Genomic DNA, 16,233 nt, shown 5'->3' with positions numbered 1-16,233 from the left:
GGCGTCGCACGCCAGGGTGGTAGCCGCCCCAGCCCCTTGACGGCGACGATCCGCCCCGTCGGGCCAGCAGGGCCCGTGCCGTCGCCAGGGCGTCGGCGTCGCGGGCCGGGCGGACATCGCTGCCGGGGGCGGGGCACCAGGCGCAGCCGCGGACCGCATGCGGGGCAGGCCACGGGCTGGGCGTGGAAGCGACGGTCGGCGGGGTCGCCGTACTCCCGGGCACAGTCGGGGCACATCGGGAAGCCGGCCATGGTGGTGACCGCCCGGTCGTACGGCATGCCCGTGGCGATGGTGAAGCGCGGCCCGCAGTGGGTGCAGGTGACGAAGGGGTGCCGGTGGCGGCGGTCGGCCGGATCGGCCAGCTCCCGCAGGCAGTCGGCGCAGGTCGCCGTGTCGGGTGGGAGGAGGGTGCGGCCGGGGGAGTGGTCGGTGGAGCGGATGGTGAAGTCGCGGTCGGCGCCGGTGACGGGCAGGTCCTCCAGTGCGACCTCGCTCACGGTGGCCAGCGGCGGCGGCCGCGTCTCCAGCCGGTCGCAGAAGGCGGCGACCCCGTCCGGCGGGCCCTCCACCTCGATGAGGACACCGCTCGCCGTGTTGCTCACGAATCCCACGAGCGCGAGATCGGTGGCCAGGCGGTGCACGTGCGGGCGGAACCCCACGCCCTGCACGGTGCCGCGCACGGTGACGCGGCGGCGCACCACCTGCGTGACGGGTGCCGTCACGAGACGAGGCCGGCTTCCGCGCCCTCATGGCTGTGGGTGTGCGGGCGGGGCTCCAGGGGCGGCCGGTGGACGGGGGCTCCGTCCCGTACGGCGAGCACCCGCTCCAGCAGGGTGTCGACGCCTTCGCCGGTGCGGGCGCAGGACGGCACCACCTCCACCCCGGGGTTGACCCGCCGCACATGTGCCTCGAACACGGCCCGGTCGAAACCGGCGGGCCCGGCCAGGTCGGTCTTGGTGAGCACCACCAGATGGGCCGACCCGAAGGCCGTGGGGTACTTGATCGGCTTGTCCTCGCCCTCCGTCACCGCCATGAGCACGATGCGCAGGCTCTCACCGAGGTCGTAGGAGGCCGGGCAGACGAGATTGCCGACGTTCTCCACGAACAGCAGCGAGGTGTCCTCGGGCAGCCAGCCCTCCACGTGGCCGCGCAGCTGCCGCGCCTCCAGATGGCACAGCCCGTCCGTGAGGAGCTGCTTCACCGGAGCTCCCGAGCGGGCCAGCCGGTGGGCGTCGTTCTCGGTCGCCAGGTCGGCGGTGAGCGCGGCCACCGGCAGGCCCTGCTCCACCGCCCGGGTCAGCACCCGCCCGAGCAGCTCGGTCTTGCCGCTGCCCGGACTGGACAGCAGGTTGACCACGCTCACCCCGCGCCGGGTGAGGTCGTCGCGCAGGTCCGCGGCCAGACTGTCGTTCTTCGCCAGGACGGCCTGAGTGACCTCTTCCATCGACTCGCACATGGGCGCAGCTCCTCGCGGTCGGTAGGGAAATCGTTCCGCTACCGATCCTCCGCGCCGCCGCTCACCGTCCCCGGCAGCCCGGCCGACGACAGGGCGTCGGATTCGTCCGGGCGGCTCAACGGGGGCGTCGCCGCCGGGTCGGCGAGCAGCACCGGGACGATGGTGTGCAGCGCCTCGACGGCCCGCCCGACCGCCTCGCGCACCGTCGCGCTGACGCCCGGGGCGATGTCCTCGTCGGCGGGTGCCCGCAGCTCCGGCTCACAGGCGAGGACGAGGACGCGGGGGAGCGGCTCCTCGCCCAGGTGGGCGGCCAGGGCCAGCACCTTCGCCGGGTCCATGCCGTGCGCCTCGGGCGGTGCGCCTCCCGAGGCGCGGTCGGGGAGCTCGGGCTCGATCAGCGACAGGGTGCCCGGCTCGTGTCCCCGTACGGCCGCGTCGACCAGCACGACGGCGTCGTGGCCGTCGAGCAGGGCGTACGCGAGGTCCATCCCGCGGATGCCGAAGTCCCGTACCCGCACCTCGGGTGGCAGCGGGCGCCGCTCCAGGGCACGGACCACCTCCGGGCCGAAGGCGTCGTCCGCGAGGAAGATGTTGCCGACGCCCGCGACGAGCAGCCGCGCGCTCATCGCGCGTCTCCGGCGGCCAGGGGCCTCGCGGAGCCGCTCGGGAGTTTGCGGACGAAGGCGGACCGCAGCGCGTGGTAGGGGGCATGCGGGTCGAAGAAGATGGCGCGCATGCGGGCGAGTTCGGTCCGCCGGTACTCGGCGAGGGGCCGCTGGAGCTCGTCCGCGTGACGTGCCGTGGCCTTGGCGGTGATCCGTTGTGTGAGGAGTTCCGGGTCGTCGGCGAGCCCGGCGGCCAGGCGCTCGACCTCGCCCGGGAACTCCTGGGCCGGGACCGGCAGCAGACGGTCCACCAGTCCGATCCGCTCGGCGGCCGCGGCACTCACCGGCAACGCCTCGGTCGTCAGCCGCTCGGCCGTCTCGGCGCCCACCCGGCGGGGCAGCGAGTACGTCCAGTACTCCGACCCGTACAGGCCCATGTTCCGGTAGTGCGGGTTGAGGACGCTGCCCGTGCGGCACCAGACCTCGTCGGCGGCGAGGGCCAGCATGACGCCGCCGGCCGCCGCGTTGCCGCCGAGGGCCGCGACCACCAGCCGGTCGGTGGTGCGCAGCACCGCCTCGACCAGGTCGTTCATGGCGTTGAGGTTGGACCAGGACTCGCCGGCCGGGTCGCTCGACGCCTCGATGACGTTGAGATGGATGCCGTTGGAGAAGAAGTCGCGGGCCCCACCGAGCACCAGCACCGACGTGGGGCGGCTGAGCGCGTACCGGTAGGCGGCGAGCAGCCTGCGGCAGTGGGTGGTGCTCATCGCCCCGCCGGGGAACGAGAAGGTCAGGAACCCGATGTCACCCCGTTGCCGGTAGCGGATGTCGGTCCAGGTGGTGCGGTCCGGGGGCAGTTCGAGCGGGGCGGCGATCTCGGGCAGCCAGTACGGACGGTCGCTGGAGCCCGGCATGCCGTGGAATCCGGGCGGGGCCGGGAAGCCGGCGAGCACCGAGGCCGCCGGGCGGCGGAACGGCGCCGGGTCGCCCGAGCTCTTGCGCGGGCGCAGCTCGGGGATCCACACCGCTCCGTCCCGGGTGGCCCGGCAGACCGCGCCGGACCGGGTCGCGAGCAGCTCCCCGGGCTCTCCCCGCAGCCGGTCCTCGGGATGCCCGCCGTGCAGGAACACCTCCCGGCCGCAGAGCTCGTCGCGCACCCCGGGCTGCGAGTCGGCCCCGCGGAGCTTGCACAGCACCGTCTCCGTGCCGTCCTTCTCCCAGTCGATCCGCCGCCGCTCCTGGCGGAAGAAGTCGCGCCACACCACCCGGATCCCCGGATCGCTCTGCGGACGCGGCTTGTACGACCCGTCGGCGTACCGTCGCACGGCCTGGAGGACGGCGGCCGTCGCGGCGTCCGCCACCTCGTTGCGGTACACGTCGCTCTTGCCCACCGGCGGCATGGGGAAGGACCCGTCCGCCCAGACGTCGCCCGCGTCCATCGCGGCCTCGGCCTGGAGCACCGTCACACCCCACCGGGGCGCCCCCTCGGCGATCGCCCAGTCCAGCGACGACGGGCCCCGGTCGCCGGGCGGTCCCGGGTGCACGATCAGGCAGGTGTGCTCCTGCCACACGTCCTCCGGCACGGCCGACTTCAGCATCGGGGCGACGACCAGGTCCGGACGCGTCTCCCGTACGGCGGCCCGGACGGCCTCGGGCCCGTGCGAGGCGAGCACGACGTCCACTCGGTGACCCTGATCCGACAGTTCGGCGTACACACGCTGGGACAGGCTGTTGAACGCGCTGGCGACGAGCAAGATGTCCATGACATCGCATGGTCGCCGTTCGGGAGAGGGCCGAGAAGAACCATCGCGGCGTTTCGCGGCCCTCTTCCGCTTCCGGGCTACTCGCCCGAGGGCGCCGTCAGCGGTACGTCCAGGCCCACCGGGGTGCCGGGGTTCGGGGTGCAGGGCGCCCCAGCCGTACTCGATCAGCTTGTTGTCGTCGCAGGTACTTCAGGTCGTCGATGTGCATCGGCTGGGTGGGCGCGATGGCGTTGTTGCAGCCGAGGGCGCGCGCGGGTCGGGCTGCCGGGGCCGGGCGCGCGGCCGACACGGTGACGGTGACGTCCGCCCCCGGGAGCCGCCGCCCTCGCCGCCCCTGCGCGCGCCCCCAGGCCGTCGGTCCTGGAGCCTCCCGGCCGGTCGGCCTCCGCGTCGGCTCCGGGCACCGTCACGCGGGTGATCGAGGGGAGAGTTCCCGTTCGATGAACCGGTTGAGGTGGTGCCGGGCCTCCCGCGTGGTCAGGGGAGGTGCCTGGCGCAGGCGTTGCAGGGCGAGGCCGTCGGCGAGGGCGGCGAAGCGGGCCGTGAAGCCGTCGAGGTCGTCGCAGCTGAACTCGCCGTCACCGACACCTCGTTCGGGCGAGGGTTCGGATCTGCCCGGTGCCAGGCCGCGTACCGGTCCGCCTGTCCCCGGGCGAAGGCCTCGTCCGTGCCCTGCTCGCCCGCGTGCCAGTACTCGAACCACATCCGCCAGTGCCGGTCGGTGTCCTCGGTGAACAGGGCGTCGACGAGCAGCCTGAGAGCCTCGGCCGCGCTGGTGGCGTGCTCGGCGGCCTCGCTGAGCGCCGTGTAGTACCGCTCGATGTGCAGCACCATGGCCTCGGAGAGGACTTCCTGCACACTGTCGAAGTGGTAGGTGACCGTGCCGACGGACACCCCGGCCGCGGCGGCCACGTCGCGCACGCCGACCGACGCGTAACCGCGTTCCGCGATCAGCGGGACGGCCGCGTCGACGATGAGGCGCCGCCGCACCTCGGTGGGCTGCCGGGTCCGTTCGGCCGCGGCGACGGCACGGCGCGGGCTCCTTGCGCCCTGCGGCGGCTGATCGGCGGCCGTCATCCCGACGTCCTCGGGGTGGTGCGGTGCCACGCGCGCTCGGCCACTGTCTCTCCGTTCCCCCGTGCTTCGACACGGCTGTCCATGATGAACTCCGCGGCCGTGGCGCGCAGCTCCGTCCGCGTCATGATCTCAGCGTCCCAGTCGTCCCCGCGCCGCAGCCGGATGTGCCACTCGGAGACGGCCCGCGCCGACAGCGGGTCGTCCGAGCGGATGGTGTACGTCTCGCGGGCGCTCTCCTCGTAGCGCAGCCCGTCCGGATAGGTCCGGGACCCTCCGTAACCGGGGTCGACCTCCAGGGTCCACTCGCCGGTGGCCACGTCGTGCGTGACCAGGCGCTCGGGGCGGGGATGCGCGGGTGTGTCGTAGGTGACCGGCATCGGTTCCGCCTGCTCCGGTTCCTCGAACCCCACGGGCACCTCGTCGGCGGCCTCGCGCACGGGCAGCAGGACCGCGCTGTCGGCCGGGACGACGTGCAGCGCGCCCCGTTCGCCGTGCGGCCACACCCAGGGCCAGTACGCGTCGGAGAGGGCGACACGGACGCGATGGCCGGGCGGGAAGGCGTAGCCGGTGCCGTTGAGCTCGAACTCGACGTCCTCGTACGTCCCCGGAGTCCATTCGACGGCGTGTTCGCGGCCCTTTCTGCTGAGCAGGTTGAGCACGCCCCGGGTGACGAGCGTGGACGAGCCGTCGGGAGCGACGTCGCACACGCGGGCGATGACATGGGCCCGGGGGGTGGCGCTGTCGAGGCGGAGCCGGACGCGCGGGCGGCCGAGGATCTCCACGCGCCGGTCGAGGGGCGCGGAGTCGAAGCAGACGGACCGCCCGTCCTCCTCGCGCTGGTCGGGCGGCAGGTCGGCGGCGTTGCCGAACGGGAAGAAACGGCCGGCGTCGAGACCGGTGTGCTGCGGCGAGCGCACGAGGACCGGGTCACGGCTCTCGCCGAGCGGGCGGGTGTCCCACGTGACGTCCGGGCTGGGCCACTCGGCGTCGCTCACCCAGCGACCGGGCAGCTCCTCGTGCGACGGGGCGGGCGGTACGGGGTCGCTCAGCCAGGCGCGCAGCAGCGGCTCCGCCATGATCCCGGTGTCGACGTCCTTGAGGTGCTGGTCCCACCAGCGCAGGGTCTCCTGGAGGAACCCGATGGCCGGGCCGGGCGGCAGCCCGCGGTCGGGGTACTGGTGCGACCAGGGCCCGATGATGCCCCGCACCCGCTCGCCGGGGAGGTGCTCCACGAGCCGCAGCACGGTGTCCCGGTACGGGTCGTTCCAGCCGCCGACCGCGAGGACGGCCGCGTCGATCGCCGGGTAGTCCTCGCAGACGCTGCCGTGCCGCCAGTAGTCGTCCCGCTGCTGGTGCTCCAGCCAGGTGTGCAGGAAGGGTTCGAGTGCGTCGAGGCGCTCGCGCCACATCGGCAGCCAGCGGTCCGTGCCGACGTTCGCGGGGTCCGGCGGGCGTGCGGTGAAGGCGAGCATGGTGCCGGCCCAGGCGAGCATGTCGATGCCGAGGACGGCACCGCCGGTGTAGTGGACGTCGTTGTCGTAGCGGTCGTCGGTGGAACAGACCGTGACGACCGCCTTGAGCGGTTCGGGGGCGAGGGCGGCGATCTGGAGGGAGTTGAAGCCGCCCCAGGAGATGCCGAACATGCCGACCTTGCCGGTGCACCAGGGTTGTGCGGCAAGCCAGTTGACGACGTCCACGCCGTCCGCGAGTTCCTGGGCGTCGTACTCGTCGCCCGGTGTGCCCTCGCTGTCGCCGTGGCCGCGGATGTCGACCCGGACGGAGGCGTAGCCGTGACCGGCGTACCAGGGGTGGCGCTGTGCGTCGCGCGGGGCGGTCCAGTCGCTCTTGCGGTACGGCAGGTACTCGAGCAGCGCGGGCACGGGGTCCGTCTCGGCGTCGGCCGGGCGCCAGACGCGGGCGTGCAGGCGGGTCCTGCCGTCCCGGGTGGGGATCCACACGTCCTCGCGGACGACCTGGCGCGCGAACCGGTCGCGGTACTTCACGAAACTCCTTCGGCGATCGAAGTGGGCGGGGTGTCCGGGGCATCCGGGGTGGCGGACGTGTCGGCGGGCCGCCAGCGGCGCGCCCGGTGCCCGTCGCCGTGGTCGGTCCACACGTCGCCCTCCTGGGCCGCGTCGGCCCAGTCGGGCGTCACCTCCACCGGCGGCCGTGCGTCGGGGTCGGGTTCGAGCGCGGCCGCCATCAGCCGCCGCGTGTAGGGGTGCCGGGGGGCCGCGAAGACGGCCTCCGTCGGGCCCTCCTCGACCACCACACCGCCACGCAGGACGACGACGCGGTCCGCGATGCCCCGGACGACGGCCAGGTCATGGCTGATGAACAGGCAGGCCAGATCACGTTCCCGGCGCAGGTCGTCGACCAGGCGCAGCACCTCGGCCTGGACGGAGACGTCCAGCGCCGTGGTGATCTCGTCGGCGACGAGGACGTCCGGCTCACCCGCCAGCGCCCGCGCGATGCCGATGCGCTGCCGCTGGCCGCCGGAGAGCTGGGCCGGCAGCCGGTCGGCGAGAGCCGGGTCCAGGCGTACGTCGGCGATGAGCCGCCGGGCGCGCTCGGCCGATTCGGCCCGGCCGCCGGCGGTGCGGAAGAACCGCAGCGGCCGGCGGACGGCGTCCCCGACCGAGCGCCGGGGGTTGAGCGAGGTGTCCGCGTTCTGGAAGACGAGCTGCACCCGTCGCCGCAGGGACATCGGCCGCCGCTGCGCGGGCCGGGCCAGGTCACCCGACTCGTGGGTCATGGTGCCGCCCGACGGTGTGCGCAGCCCCGCCAGGGCCCAGGCCAGCGTGGACTTGCCGCTGCCCGACTCGCCCACGAGGGCCAGCACCTCACCGCGCCGGACCTCGAAGGAGACACCGTGTACGACACGGGAGCGGCCGTAGTCGACGGTGACGTCCCGGGCCGAGACGGCGACCGGCGCGTCCCCGGGCACGACGGCCCGGGGGCGGATGTCGCGCTCGCCCGACTCCCGTACGAGGGCGAGACCGGCGTCGTCCAGCCGCGGCACACTCGCCAGCAGCCGCTTCGTGTACGGCTCCGCGGGCCGCGCGAACAACTGCCGGGTCGGCGCCGACTCCACCACGCGGCCCGACTTCAGCACGCACACCTCGTCGGCCAGGTGCGCGACGACACCCAGGTCGTGACTCACCAGCACGGCCGCCAGACCCAGTTCGTCGCGCAGGGCGGCGATCAGGTCCAGCACGCCCCGCTGGGTGACGACGTCGAGGCCGGTGGTCGGCTCGTCGAGGACCAGCACCTTGGGGCGGGCGGCGATGGCCATGGCGAGGGCGACGCGCTGCTGCTGGCCGCCGGACAGCTCGTGCGGATAGCGGCGGGCCAGCTCGGCGGGGCGCGGCAGCCGCACCTGGTCGAGCAGGTCGATGACGGGGATGTCGCCGCCCGCCTCCGCGATCTGCCGTCCGACGCGCATGGAGGGAGTCAGCGCCTGGCCCGCGTTCTGGGCGACCATGGCGACGGTCCGGCCGCGCAGCCGCCGCAGCTCGGGTGCGGGCAGGGCGAAGACGTCCCGGCCGTCCACCTCCACCGAGCCGCCGGTGACCCGGGAGCCGTGCCGCAGATGCCCGAGCAGGGCCGCCGCGAGGGTCGACTTGCCGCTGCCGGACTCGCCGACCAGCGCGAGGGTCCGCCCCGCGGCGGCTTCGAGCGACACCTCGCGCACCACGGGTACGTCGCGGCCGCCGGAACGGTAGGCCACGGACAGGGAGTTCACGGAGACGAGCGGGGTCATCAGGAGCCCTCCCTGATCCGGTCGACGCCCCAGGCCTTGGACAGGCCGTCGGCCGCGAGGTTGAGTCCGATCACGAGCGTCGCCAGGGCGATGATCGGCGCGACGCTCGCCATCGGCACGACGGTGATGGCGGTGCGGTTCTCGGCCACCATCAGGCCCCAGTCGGGAGTCGGCGGGTCGGCGCCGAACCCGAGGAAGGACAGCGAGGAGATCAGCAGCACGACCCAGGAGGCGCGCATCGCGAACTCGACGCACACCACGTCGACGATGTTCGGCAGGACCTCCCGCCGCAGGATCGACCAGGTGCCCTCCCCACGGGCCCGTGCGGCGGTCACGTAGTCGGCGGGCACGACCGCCAGGGCGGCCCCGCGCACCACCCGCACCACCTGGGGGACGAACACGACGGCGACGGCGAGCACGATGACGGCCGGTCCGGTGCCGAGCGCGGTCACGACCACGAGCAGCGCCAGGACCGCCGGCACGGCCAGCACCGCGTCCAGCACCCGCCCCAGCAGGTCGTCGAACCAGCCGCCGCGCAGGGCGGCCGCGCAGCCGGCGACCGTGCCGAGCGCGACGCTCACGACGGTGGCGGCGACGGAGACACCGAGCGCGTACCGGCCGCCGTACAGGACCCGCGCGAGGACGTCCCGGCCGTACTGGTCGGTGCCCGCCCAGTGCGCCCCGCCCGGGCCGAGCAGGGCCTGCGAGGCATCGCCCGCGATCGGATCGTAGGAGGCGAGCAGTGGGGCCAGCAGCGCGATCACGACGTGGACGGCGACGATCGCGAGGCCGATGACGGCCGTGCGCGAGGAGCACAGGGTGCGCCACGCGCGGGCGGTGCGTGCGGCCGGGGCGACGGCGGGGGCGGTGTCGACCGTGGTCATCAGGTCCTCCCTCGGGTGCGGAGCCTGGGGTTGAGGGCCATGGCGCCGAGGTCGGCGGCGAGGTTGCACGCGACGTAGACGACGGCGCTGATCAGGGCGATGGCCTGGATGACGGGCAGGTCCCGGTTCTGCACCGAGGAGAGCATCAGCTTGCCGACGCCCGGGTAGTTGAACACGTTCTCGACGACGGCGACCCCGCCCAGCAGCCAGGCCACGTTGAGCGCGATCACGTGCAGGACGGGCAGCAGGGCGCTGGGCAGCGCGTGCCGGGTGACGACCCGCCAGGTGGACAGGCCCTTGAGGCGGGCGGTGGTGACGTACTCGCTCGCCATCACGTCGATCACCGAAGTGCGGGCCATGCGGACGATGTAGGCGGCCATCACCACCGCGAGGGCGAGGGCCGGGAGCCAGACGGCGGGCAGGAGCTGGCCTACGGTGGCGTCGGGGCCGTAGAGGACGACCGCGGGGAACCACGGCAGCGCGACCGAGAAGCACAGGACGAGCACGGTGGCCACGACGAACTCGGGGACGCTCATGCCGACGAGGCTGACCGTCGAGATGAGGTGGTCGGGCCAGCGGTCGCGGTAGAGCCCGGCGACGATGCCCAGCAGCAGCGAACCGGTCACCGCGAACAGGATGGTGATGACGGCGACGAGCGCGGAGTTGCCGAGGTACTGGGCGACGTCACCGCCGACCGCCTTCCCGGAGACGAGGGACGTGCCGAAGTCGCCGTGCAGGGCGCCCCGCATCCAGTCGGCGTACCGCTCCCAGGCGGGCCGGTCGAGTCCGAGACTGCCGCGCAGCTGGGCCACCGCCTGCGGGGTCGCGTCCTTGCCGAGGACCTGGGTGGCGACGTCGCCGGGCAGGGCCTGGACGGCGAGGAAGACCAGCAGGGAGGAGAGCAGGAGCGTGCCGAGCGCGGCCGCGGTACGGCGGGCGACGAAGGAGAGCATGGTCAGGCCCCCTTCAGGCCGATGCCGAGGTAGTCGAACTCGAAGCCGTGCTCGGAGTATCCGCGCACCTTGCGGGAGAGGCCCACGAGCCGGTCGGCGAACATCGGGGTCATCGCGCCGCCCTTGTCGATCACCCACCTCTGCGCCTCGCCGTAGAGGTCACGGCGCCTCGCGTCGTCGGTCTCGGCACGCGCCCGGTCGAGCAGCGCGTCGAAGCCCTTGTCGGACCAGGCGGTCTCGTTGTACGAGGAGCCGCTGCGGAAGACCTGGTTGAAGAGCTGGTCGACGGGCCGGCCGGTGTACCAGTAGGTGGCCATCAGCGGCTGCTTCATCCAGATCTGTGTGTAGTAGGAGTCCGCCGACGCCGTCTTGAGGCGGATCCGGATGCCGGCCCGCTTCGCCGACTCCTGGTAGGCGAGCGCCATGGGCGTGAAGAGAGGGTCGTACGCCGAGGTGTACAGGTCGACGGCCAGGTTCTCGTGGCCCGCCTTCTTCAGCAGGAACCGTGCCTGCTCGGGGTCGTGCCGGGGGTGCGTCAGGACGTGCACCGGGTCGTCCGGGGGCACCGGGTTGTCCCAGCCGGCCCTGCCCGCACCCTGGAGGGCCGCCTTCACGACGTGCTCGGGGTCGTAGGCGAGCTTCATGGCCCGGCGGACGTCGACGTCGGTGAAGGGCTTGTCGGTGGTGAGCATCGGCAGCACGTACCACTGGCCGTTCTTCACGCGGGCGATGGTGGCGTGATCGGAGGCGGCCACGACACGTGCGGTGGCGAAGTCCAGGTTGGTCTGGGACAGCAGGTCGACCTGCCCGGCGAGCAGGGCGCCCGAGCGCGCGGACATGTCCGCGACCGAGTAGAAGGCGATCGCGTCGAGCACGGGGCGGCCCGCCCAGTGGTCCTTGTACGCGGTGACCCGGCCGGGGCCGGCCGGTGCGAAGGACTCCAGCTTAAAGGGGCCGGTGCCGATGCCGGTGCGCCCGATGGACTTCCCGCTGCCCTCGGGGACGACGTAGCAGTTGTAGTGCGTCAGCAGGCTCGGGAACTCGGCGTTCGGGGTCTTCAGCGGCACGACGAGGGTGTGGGCGTCGGGCGTGCGCAGCCGCCCGGGGTCGACGAGCGGGGTGAGGACGCCGGCCTGCGGGGACGCCGTCGCCTTGTCGAGGATGTGGCGCAGCGTGTAGGCGGCGTCGGCGGAGGTGAAGGCCCGGCCGTCGTGGAAGGTGACGCCTTTGCGGAGCCGGAAGGTCCAGGTGCGTGCCGTGCTGTCCGGCTCCCAGGACTCGGCGAGGTCGGGCGCCACGTCGCCGTCCGCGCCGATGCGGACCAGCCGGTTGTAGAGGGCGCCCAGGTATTCGTAGGCGGACAGGGAGCTCGCCGGGTCGAGGGTCTCGGCGTCGGAGGCGGGCGGGCGGGCGATCCGCAGGGTGCCGCCGCGGTCGGGCGTGCCGGGCCGGGCGGCGGCAGGCAGGACGGGTGCGGCGGTGGCGCCCGAACAGCCGGACAGCAGCCAGGACGCGCCGAGCGAGGCCGCACCGGCGGCGCTCGCGGCGAGCACCGAACGGCGCCCCGGGTGGTGGATGTCGGACATGAACCGACCTTCCCTGTCGCTATTCGTTCAGCCGAACGATTGAGTGAAGTCCGTGAACGATAGCGAGCAGGCGGTTTCAAGCCAACCCTTCGGACTGTGAAGAAGTCGTACAGGGAGCGTGTGACGCCGACGCCGACACCGCGTCCGGCCGCCTTGCCTCCGCGGAACGGCTGACGCAGGCTGGTCCTATGGGCGAGCAGGACGGCCCCACGCTCATCGCCTCCGTACAGCGGGCCATGCGGCTGCTGGAGGCCGTGAGCGCGCACCAGAACGGCGCGCCGGCGAAACAGCTGGCGCGTGAGACGGGCCTGCCCCTGGCCACCGCGTACCACCTGCTGAGGACACTCGTCCACGACGGGTACGTGCGGAAGCTGGACGACGGCGGGTTCGTCCTCGGTGACAAGCTGCAGGCGCTGCGGACCACCGGGCGCGCCCAGGCGCTGCTGAGCCGCGTCCGGCCCACGCTCGCCACACTCCGGGACGAGCTCGCGTCCGCCGCCTACCTCACCTTCTACGAGGACGGCGAGATCACGGTCGCGGAGATCGTCGACGGCCCGGGCACGCCCCGCGTCGACCTGTGGGTGGGCTTCGAGGACGCGGGACACGCGACCGCGCTCGGCAAGTCCGTACTGCGCGAAATGGACGTCGAGTCGCGCAAGGACTACCTCGCCCGCCACCACCTCGCCGACCTCACGCCCCGGACGATCACCAGCCGGCCGGAACTGCTCCAGCGCCTGGAGGCCCCACCCCTGGCCCCGGCCGTCACCGACCTGGAGGAGTACGCCCTCGGCACGGTCTGTGTCGCCGTCCCGGTCTACAGCGGGGAAACCATCGGTTCCCTCGGCGTCTCGCTCCCGGCGAACCGGCTCTCCCGGCTGCCAGAGATCCGTGCGAGGCTGCTCCCGACCGCGAGCCGGGTGACCCGGAGCCTCTCGCTCACTATCTGAAATTCCACTCCTTGTCGGTGTCCCAGCTCATCCCTTTATCTGGATAAGTCAGACATTTCAGGGGTGCGCTCCCAGCCTCGCGCCCCGCGCACAGGTCAAGGACACGGATAAGAACATGAGCCATGCGCGCGACCCTGGTGCCGACCACCGGCGAGTACGGCCGTCCAGCAGTCGAGTGGCCGGTGCCCGGGGTTCTGCCCGTAGACGCGCCCTCGCGCAGCTGGCCGCCGGTACGCCCGTCCTGCCCGTACTGGTCGTCGCCGCCGTCCTGCTCGCCGATCTCGCCGACGGCGCCGGGATGATCTGGCTGCCTCTGCTCGCCGCCGGGCCCGCCCTGGCGGCCACGACCAACGGGCCGCGGGGCGTCGTCTGCGTCGGTCTCCTCGCCGCGGCGCTCGGCACGCTGCTCGGGATCCGGGACGGCGTGCCGGGCCGTGAACTGGCCGCCGTGCTGTCGGCCCTGGTGGCCGTCACCCTGGCGAGCGGCCTGGCCGGCGTCCTGCGTGTACGCCGCGAACGGGTGCTCGCCGCCGTCCGCTCGGTCGCGGAGACCGCCCAGCACGCGCTGCTCAGGCCCGTACCGGCGAACGTCGGTCCCTTCCAGGTGGCAGTCCGCTACAGCGCCGCGGCCGCCGAGGCCCGTATCGGCGGCGACCTCTACGCCCTGATACCCACCCCGCACGGGGTGCGGCTGATCGTCGGCGACGTGCGCGGCAAGGGGCTCCCCGCGGTGGGGACCGCCGCACTGGTCCTGGGAGTGTTCCGCGAGGCCGCCCACGACGAGCCCGACCTGCTCGCCGTGGTCGACAGGATCGAGCGCAGCCTGGCGCGCAACCTCGGCCACGACGACTTCGTCACCGCCGTGGTCGCCGGGTATCCGGAGGGTGGGCACCTCGAGGTGGTGAACTGCGGGCACACGCCTCCGCTGCTGGTGCGCGCCTGCGGGAGTGTCGTGCCGGTCGAACCCGACCTGCCGTCCCCGCCCCTCGGGCTGCGCTCCCTCGCCGGTCACGCGCCCGGCCTGCAGGCGCTCCGGTTCGCCGAGGGCGACCAGCTGCTGCTCTACACCGACGGCGTCACCGAGGCCCGCGACCACGGCCGCTCCTTCTATCCGCTCGCCCAGGGCCTGGAGCGTCACGCGTCCCACGAGCCGTCCCGCACCCTCGGTGCCCTGCACGACGAGCTGCTGGCCCACGTGGGCGGGCGGCTGCACGACGACGCGGCGCTCCTGCTGATCCGGAAGCCGACCGCGTCGGAAGGGGGCGTGGTGCCCGAGGTGACCGCTCCCGCCCCGGTCTCCGAGGCGCGGTGCTGCTCGTGACCGCCGTTCCTACTCCTTGCGCAGGTCCTTGACCCGCTTGAGCTTGCCGACGGACCGTTCCAGGGTCTCCGGTTCGACGATCGTCACGTCCACCGTGACACCGACGCCGTCCTTGACGTCCTTGGCGATCTCTCGGGCCGCGGATGCGCGCCGGTCGGCGGGCGTGCCGGGGCGGCTTTCGACGAGGACCGTCAGGTGGTCCAGGCGGCCGCGCCGGGTCAGCTGGATCTGGAAGTGCGGGGCGACGCCGGGGGTGCGCAGCACGATCTCCTCGATCTGGCTGGGGAAGACGTTCACCCCGCGCAGAATGATCATGTCGTCGCAACGGCCGGTGATCTTCTGGATGCGGCGGAAGGCCGGCCGGGCCGTGCCGGGCAGCAGCCGGGTCAGGTCACGGGTGCGGTAGCGGACGATCGGCAGGGCCTCCTTGGTCAGGGAGGTGAAGACCAGCTCGCCCTCCTCGCCCTCGGGCAGGACCTCGCCCGTGATCGGGTCGACCACCTCGGGATAGAAGTGGTCCTCCCACACGTGCAGCCCGTCCTTGCTCTCCACGCACTCCTGGGCGACACCCGGGCCGATCACCTCGGACAGGCCGTATATGTCCACGGCGTGGATGTCCAGCCGCTCCTCGATCTCACGGCGCATCTCCTCCGTCCACGGCTCGGCGCCGAAAATGCCCACCCGCAGGGAGGTGGAGCGCGGATCGACGCCTTGCCGCTCGAACTCGTCGAGCAGGGTGAGCATGTAGGACGGGGTGACCATGATGATCTCGGGCCGGAAGTCCTGGATGATCTGTACCTGGCGTGCGGTCATGCCGCCCGAGGCCGGGATCACCACGCAGCCGGCCCGCTCCGCGCCGTAGTGCGCGCCGAGGCCGCCGGTGAACAGGCCGTAGCCGTAGGAGATGTGCACCTTGTCGCCGGGGCGTCCGCCGGCGGCGCGGATCGAGCGGGCCACGAGGTCCGCCCACATCGACAGGTCGTTCTCCGTATAACCGACGACCGTGGGGCGCCCGGTGGTGCCGCTCGAGGCATGCACGCGACGGATCTGGTCCATGGGGACCGCCAGCATGCCGAACGGGTAGGTGTCGCGCAGGTCCGCCTTCGTGGTGAAGGGGAACCGGGACAGATCCTCCAGTGAGCGGCAGTCGTCGGGCGTGATCCCGGCCTCGTCGAACTTCTTCCGGTACTGCTCGACGTGGTCGTAGGCGTGCCGCAGGCTCCGCCGCAGCCGGCCGAGCTGGAGTTCGCGCAGTTCCTCGCGCGTCAGACGCTCACCGTCGTCCAGCAGACCGTGGGGGAGGGGCTCGCCCCGCCGTTGCCCGGTCATCGCGACTCCTTCGGCGTCGTGCTCGCGCTCCTGAGGCTGCGGCTGCGGCCCCGGAACTCCGCGATCACCTCGTCACCCCGCAGAACGGTCACGTCGTAGAGGCCGCTGCGGCCGAACCGGGCGCGTTCCTCGGCCCGCGCCAGGAGCACGTCGCCTTCGTACGCCGGTGCCACGAAGGTGATGTCGGCCCCGGCCGCGACGGTCACCGGGCCGTGGCTGTTGCAGGCGCAGGCGAAGGCGCTGTCAGCGAGCAGGAAGACATAGCCCCCGTGGGCCGTCCCGTGCCCGTTCACCATCCCCGGGGTCACGGTCATCCTGAGCACGGCGGTCCCTTCGCCCTGCTCGACCAGCTCGGCACCGAGCCCCCTGGAGGCCTCGTCCGCGGCGAACATCGCCGCCGCGGCCGGTGTCGCGTCAGCGGTATGGGTCACTTCTCGCACCACCTTGTCTACCGACCGAACATTCGGTTAGCTTCGGCGTCGCCAAGTAATCCAGCCGCCTCGGTGCCTGTCAAGGGTCGGGGTCTTACCAAGGCGCGCCGGCTGTCAT

13 protein-coding genes and 2 pseudogenes are annotated in these 16,233 nt (G+C 73.0%); 2 read left to right on the top strand and 13 right to left on the bottom strand.

Translation table 11 applies throughout. The features are described from left to right. The 11 genes and pseudogenes from SSQG_RS02795 to SSQG_RS02750 all read right to left on the bottom strand — a co-directional run. Window positions 1–722: pseudogene (locus tag SSQG_RS02795) on the bottom strand (acylphosphatase); the annotation flags it as partial. Continuing rightward, the gene (hypB, locus tag SSQG_RS02790) at window positions 719–1,456 is read right to left on the bottom strand and encodes a hydrogenase nickel incorporation protein HypB (protein WP_003988165.1); all 738 of its coding nucleotides are present in this window, start codon (window positions 1,454–1,456) and stop codon (window positions 719–721) included. The pseudogene SSQG_RS02795 and the gene hypB, both read right to left, overlap by 4 nt. 38 nt (window positions 1,457–1,494) lie before the next feature. Beyond that, window positions 1,495–2,082: a hydrogenase maturation protease gene (locus SSQG_RS02785; protein ID WP_003988164.1), complete on the bottom strand. Its 588-nt coding sequence runs from the start codon at window positions 2,080–2,082 to the stop codon at window positions 1,495–1,497. Then, window positions 2,079–3,824, bottom strand: a complete 1,746-nt coding sequence (locus SSQG_RS02780; RefSeq protein WP_003988163.1) for a hydrogenase maturation protein — start codon at window positions 3,822–3,824, stop codon at window positions 2,079–2,081. Before SSQG_RS02780 ends, SSQG_RS02785 begins: the two co-directional genes overlap by 4 nt. Window positions 3,825–4,230: 406 nt before the next feature. Next, on the bottom strand, window positions 4,231–4,527 hold the full coding sequence (locus tag SSQG_RS42410; protein WP_244299447.1) for a TetR family transcriptional regulator C-terminal domain-containing protein: 297 nt from the start codon (window positions 4,525–4,527) through the stop codon (window positions 4,231–4,233). Window positions 4,528–4,721: 194 nt separating this feature from the next. Further along, window positions 4,722–4,901 (bottom strand): annotated as a pseudogene (locus SSQG_RS42405) (TetR family transcriptional regulator); the annotation flags it as partial. Then, window positions 4,898–6,904 (bottom strand): CocE/NonD family hydrolase, encoded by a 2,007-nt coding sequence (locus SSQG_RS02770; protein WP_003988159.1) that lies wholly within the window; start codon window positions 6,902–6,904, stop codon window positions 4,898–4,900. The gene SSQG_RS02770 and the pseudogene SSQG_RS42405, both read right to left, overlap by 4 nt. Then, on the bottom strand, window positions 6,901–8,664 hold the full coding sequence (locus SSQG_RS02765; protein ID WP_003988158.1) for an ABC transporter ATP-binding protein: 1,764 nt from the start codon (window positions 8,662–8,664) through the stop codon (window positions 6,901–6,903). Before SSQG_RS02765 ends, SSQG_RS02770 begins: the two co-directional genes overlap by 4 nt. After that, entirely contained in the window at window positions 8,664–9,548 is an 885-nt protein-coding gene (locus tag SSQG_RS02760) for an ABC transporter permease (protein ID WP_003988157.1), read from the bottom strand. Before SSQG_RS02760 ends, SSQG_RS02765 begins: the two co-directional genes overlap by 1 nt. Beyond that, window positions 9,548–10,501: an ABC transporter permease gene (locus tag SSQG_RS02755; RefSeq protein WP_003988156.1), complete on the bottom strand. Its 954-nt coding sequence runs from the start codon at window positions 10,499–10,501 to the stop codon at window positions 9,548–9,550. The genes SSQG_RS02760 and SSQG_RS02755 overlap by 1 nt, the downstream gene beginning before the upstream one ends. A 2-nt stretch (window positions 10,502–10,503) precedes the next feature. After that, window positions 10,504–12,087, bottom strand: coding sequence for an ABC transporter substrate-binding protein (locus SSQG_RS02750; protein WP_003988155.1), 1,584 nt, complete (start codon window positions 12,085–12,087; stop codon window positions 10,504–10,506). 188 nt (window positions 12,088–12,275) lie between these two features. On the opposite strand from SSQG_RS02750, the gene SSQG_RS02745 reads away from it, so the two are divergent. After that, on the top strand, window positions 12,276–13,034 hold the full coding sequence (locus tag SSQG_RS02745; protein ID WP_039931820.1) for an IclR family transcriptional regulator: 759 nt from the start codon (window positions 12,276–12,278) through the stop codon (window positions 13,032–13,034). Between the two features lie 115 nt (window positions 13,035–13,149). Next, complete coding sequence (locus SSQG_RS02740; protein WP_052310220.1) at window positions 13,150–14,355, top strand: PP2C family protein-serine/threonine phosphatase; 1,206 nt, start codon at window positions 13,150–13,152, stop codon at window positions 14,353–14,355. 9 nt (window positions 14,356–14,364) lie between these two features. Here SSQG_RS02740 and paaK read toward each other — a convergent pair whose 3' ends face one another. Both paaK and paaI read right to left on the bottom strand, forming a co-directional pair. Beyond that, window positions 14,365–15,684 carry a phenylacetate--CoA ligase PaaK gene (gene paaK / locus SSQG_RS02735; RefSeq protein ID WP_003988152.1) on the bottom strand — a complete coding sequence of 440 codons (1,320 nt, stop codon included), beginning with the start codon at window positions 15,682–15,684 and terminating at the stop codon, window positions 14,365–14,367. Beyond that, on the bottom strand, window positions 15,681–16,076 hold the full coding sequence (gene paaI / locus SSQG_RS02730; RefSeq protein WP_052310429.1) for a hydroxyphenylacetyl-CoA thioesterase PaaI: 396 nt from the start codon (window positions 16,074–16,076) through the stop codon (window positions 15,681–15,683). The genes paaK and paaI overlap by 4 nt, the downstream gene beginning before the upstream one ends. Window positions 16,077–16,233 lie beyond the last annotated feature (157 nt).

Source organism: Streptomyces viridochromogenes DSM 40736, from assembly GCF_000158955.1.
Classification (GTDB): Bacteria; Actinomycetota; Actinomycetes; order Streptomycetales; family Streptomycetaceae; genus Streptomyces; species Streptomyces venetus.
Note: the sequence above shows the minus strand (reverse complement) of the source record. Positions and strands in the feature narration are given on the sequence as shown.

What these genes read in the sequence shown, in the direction of transcription:
- hypB (WP_003988165.1), bottom strand. Translation starts at nt 1,456, where the DNA reads ATGTGCGAGTCGATGGAAGAGGTCACTCAGGCCGTCCTGGCGAAGAAC.
- SSQG_RS02785 (WP_003988164.1), bottom strand. Translation starts at nt 2,082, where the DNA reads ATGAGCGCGCGGCTGCTCGTCGCGGGCGTCGGCAACATCTTCCTCGCG.
- SSQG_RS02780 (WP_003988163.1), bottom strand. Translation starts at nt 3,824, where the DNA reads ATGGACATCTTGCTCGTCGCCAGCGCGTTCAACAGCCTGTCCCAGCGT.
- SSQG_RS02765 (WP_003988158.1), bottom strand. Translation starts at nt 8,664, where the DNA reads ATGACCCCGCTCGTCTCCGTGAACTCCCTGTCCGTGGCCTACCGTTCC.
- SSQG_RS02760 (WP_003988157.1), bottom strand. Translation starts at nt 9,548, where the DNA reads ATGACCACGGTCGACACCGCCCCCGCCGTCGCCCCGGCCGCACGCACC.
- SSQG_RS02755 (WP_003988156.1), bottom strand. Translation starts at nt 10,501, where the DNA reads ATGCTCTCCTTCGTCGCCCGCCGTACCGCGGCCGCGCTCGGCACGCTC.
- SSQG_RS02750 (WP_003988155.1), bottom strand. Translation starts at nt 12,087, where the DNA reads ATGTCCGACATCCACCACCCGGGGCGCCGTTCGGTGCTCGCCGCGAGC.
- SSQG_RS02745 (WP_039931820.1), top strand. Translation starts at nt 12,276, where the DNA reads ATGGGCGAGCAGGACGGCCCCACGCTCATCGCCTCCGTACAGCGGGCC.
- SSQG_RS02740 (WP_052310220.1), top strand. Translation starts at nt 13,150, where the DNA reads ATGAGCCATGCGCGCGACCCTGGTGCCGACCACCGGCGAGTACGGCCG.
- paaK (WP_003988152.1), bottom strand. Translation starts at nt 15,684, where the DNA reads ATGACCGGGCAACGGCGGGGCGAGCCCCTCCCCCACGGTCTGCTGGAC.
- paaI (WP_052310429.1), bottom strand. Translation starts at nt 16,076, where the DNA reads ATGTTCGCCGCGGACGAGGCCTCCAGGGGGCTCGGTGCCGAGCTGGTC.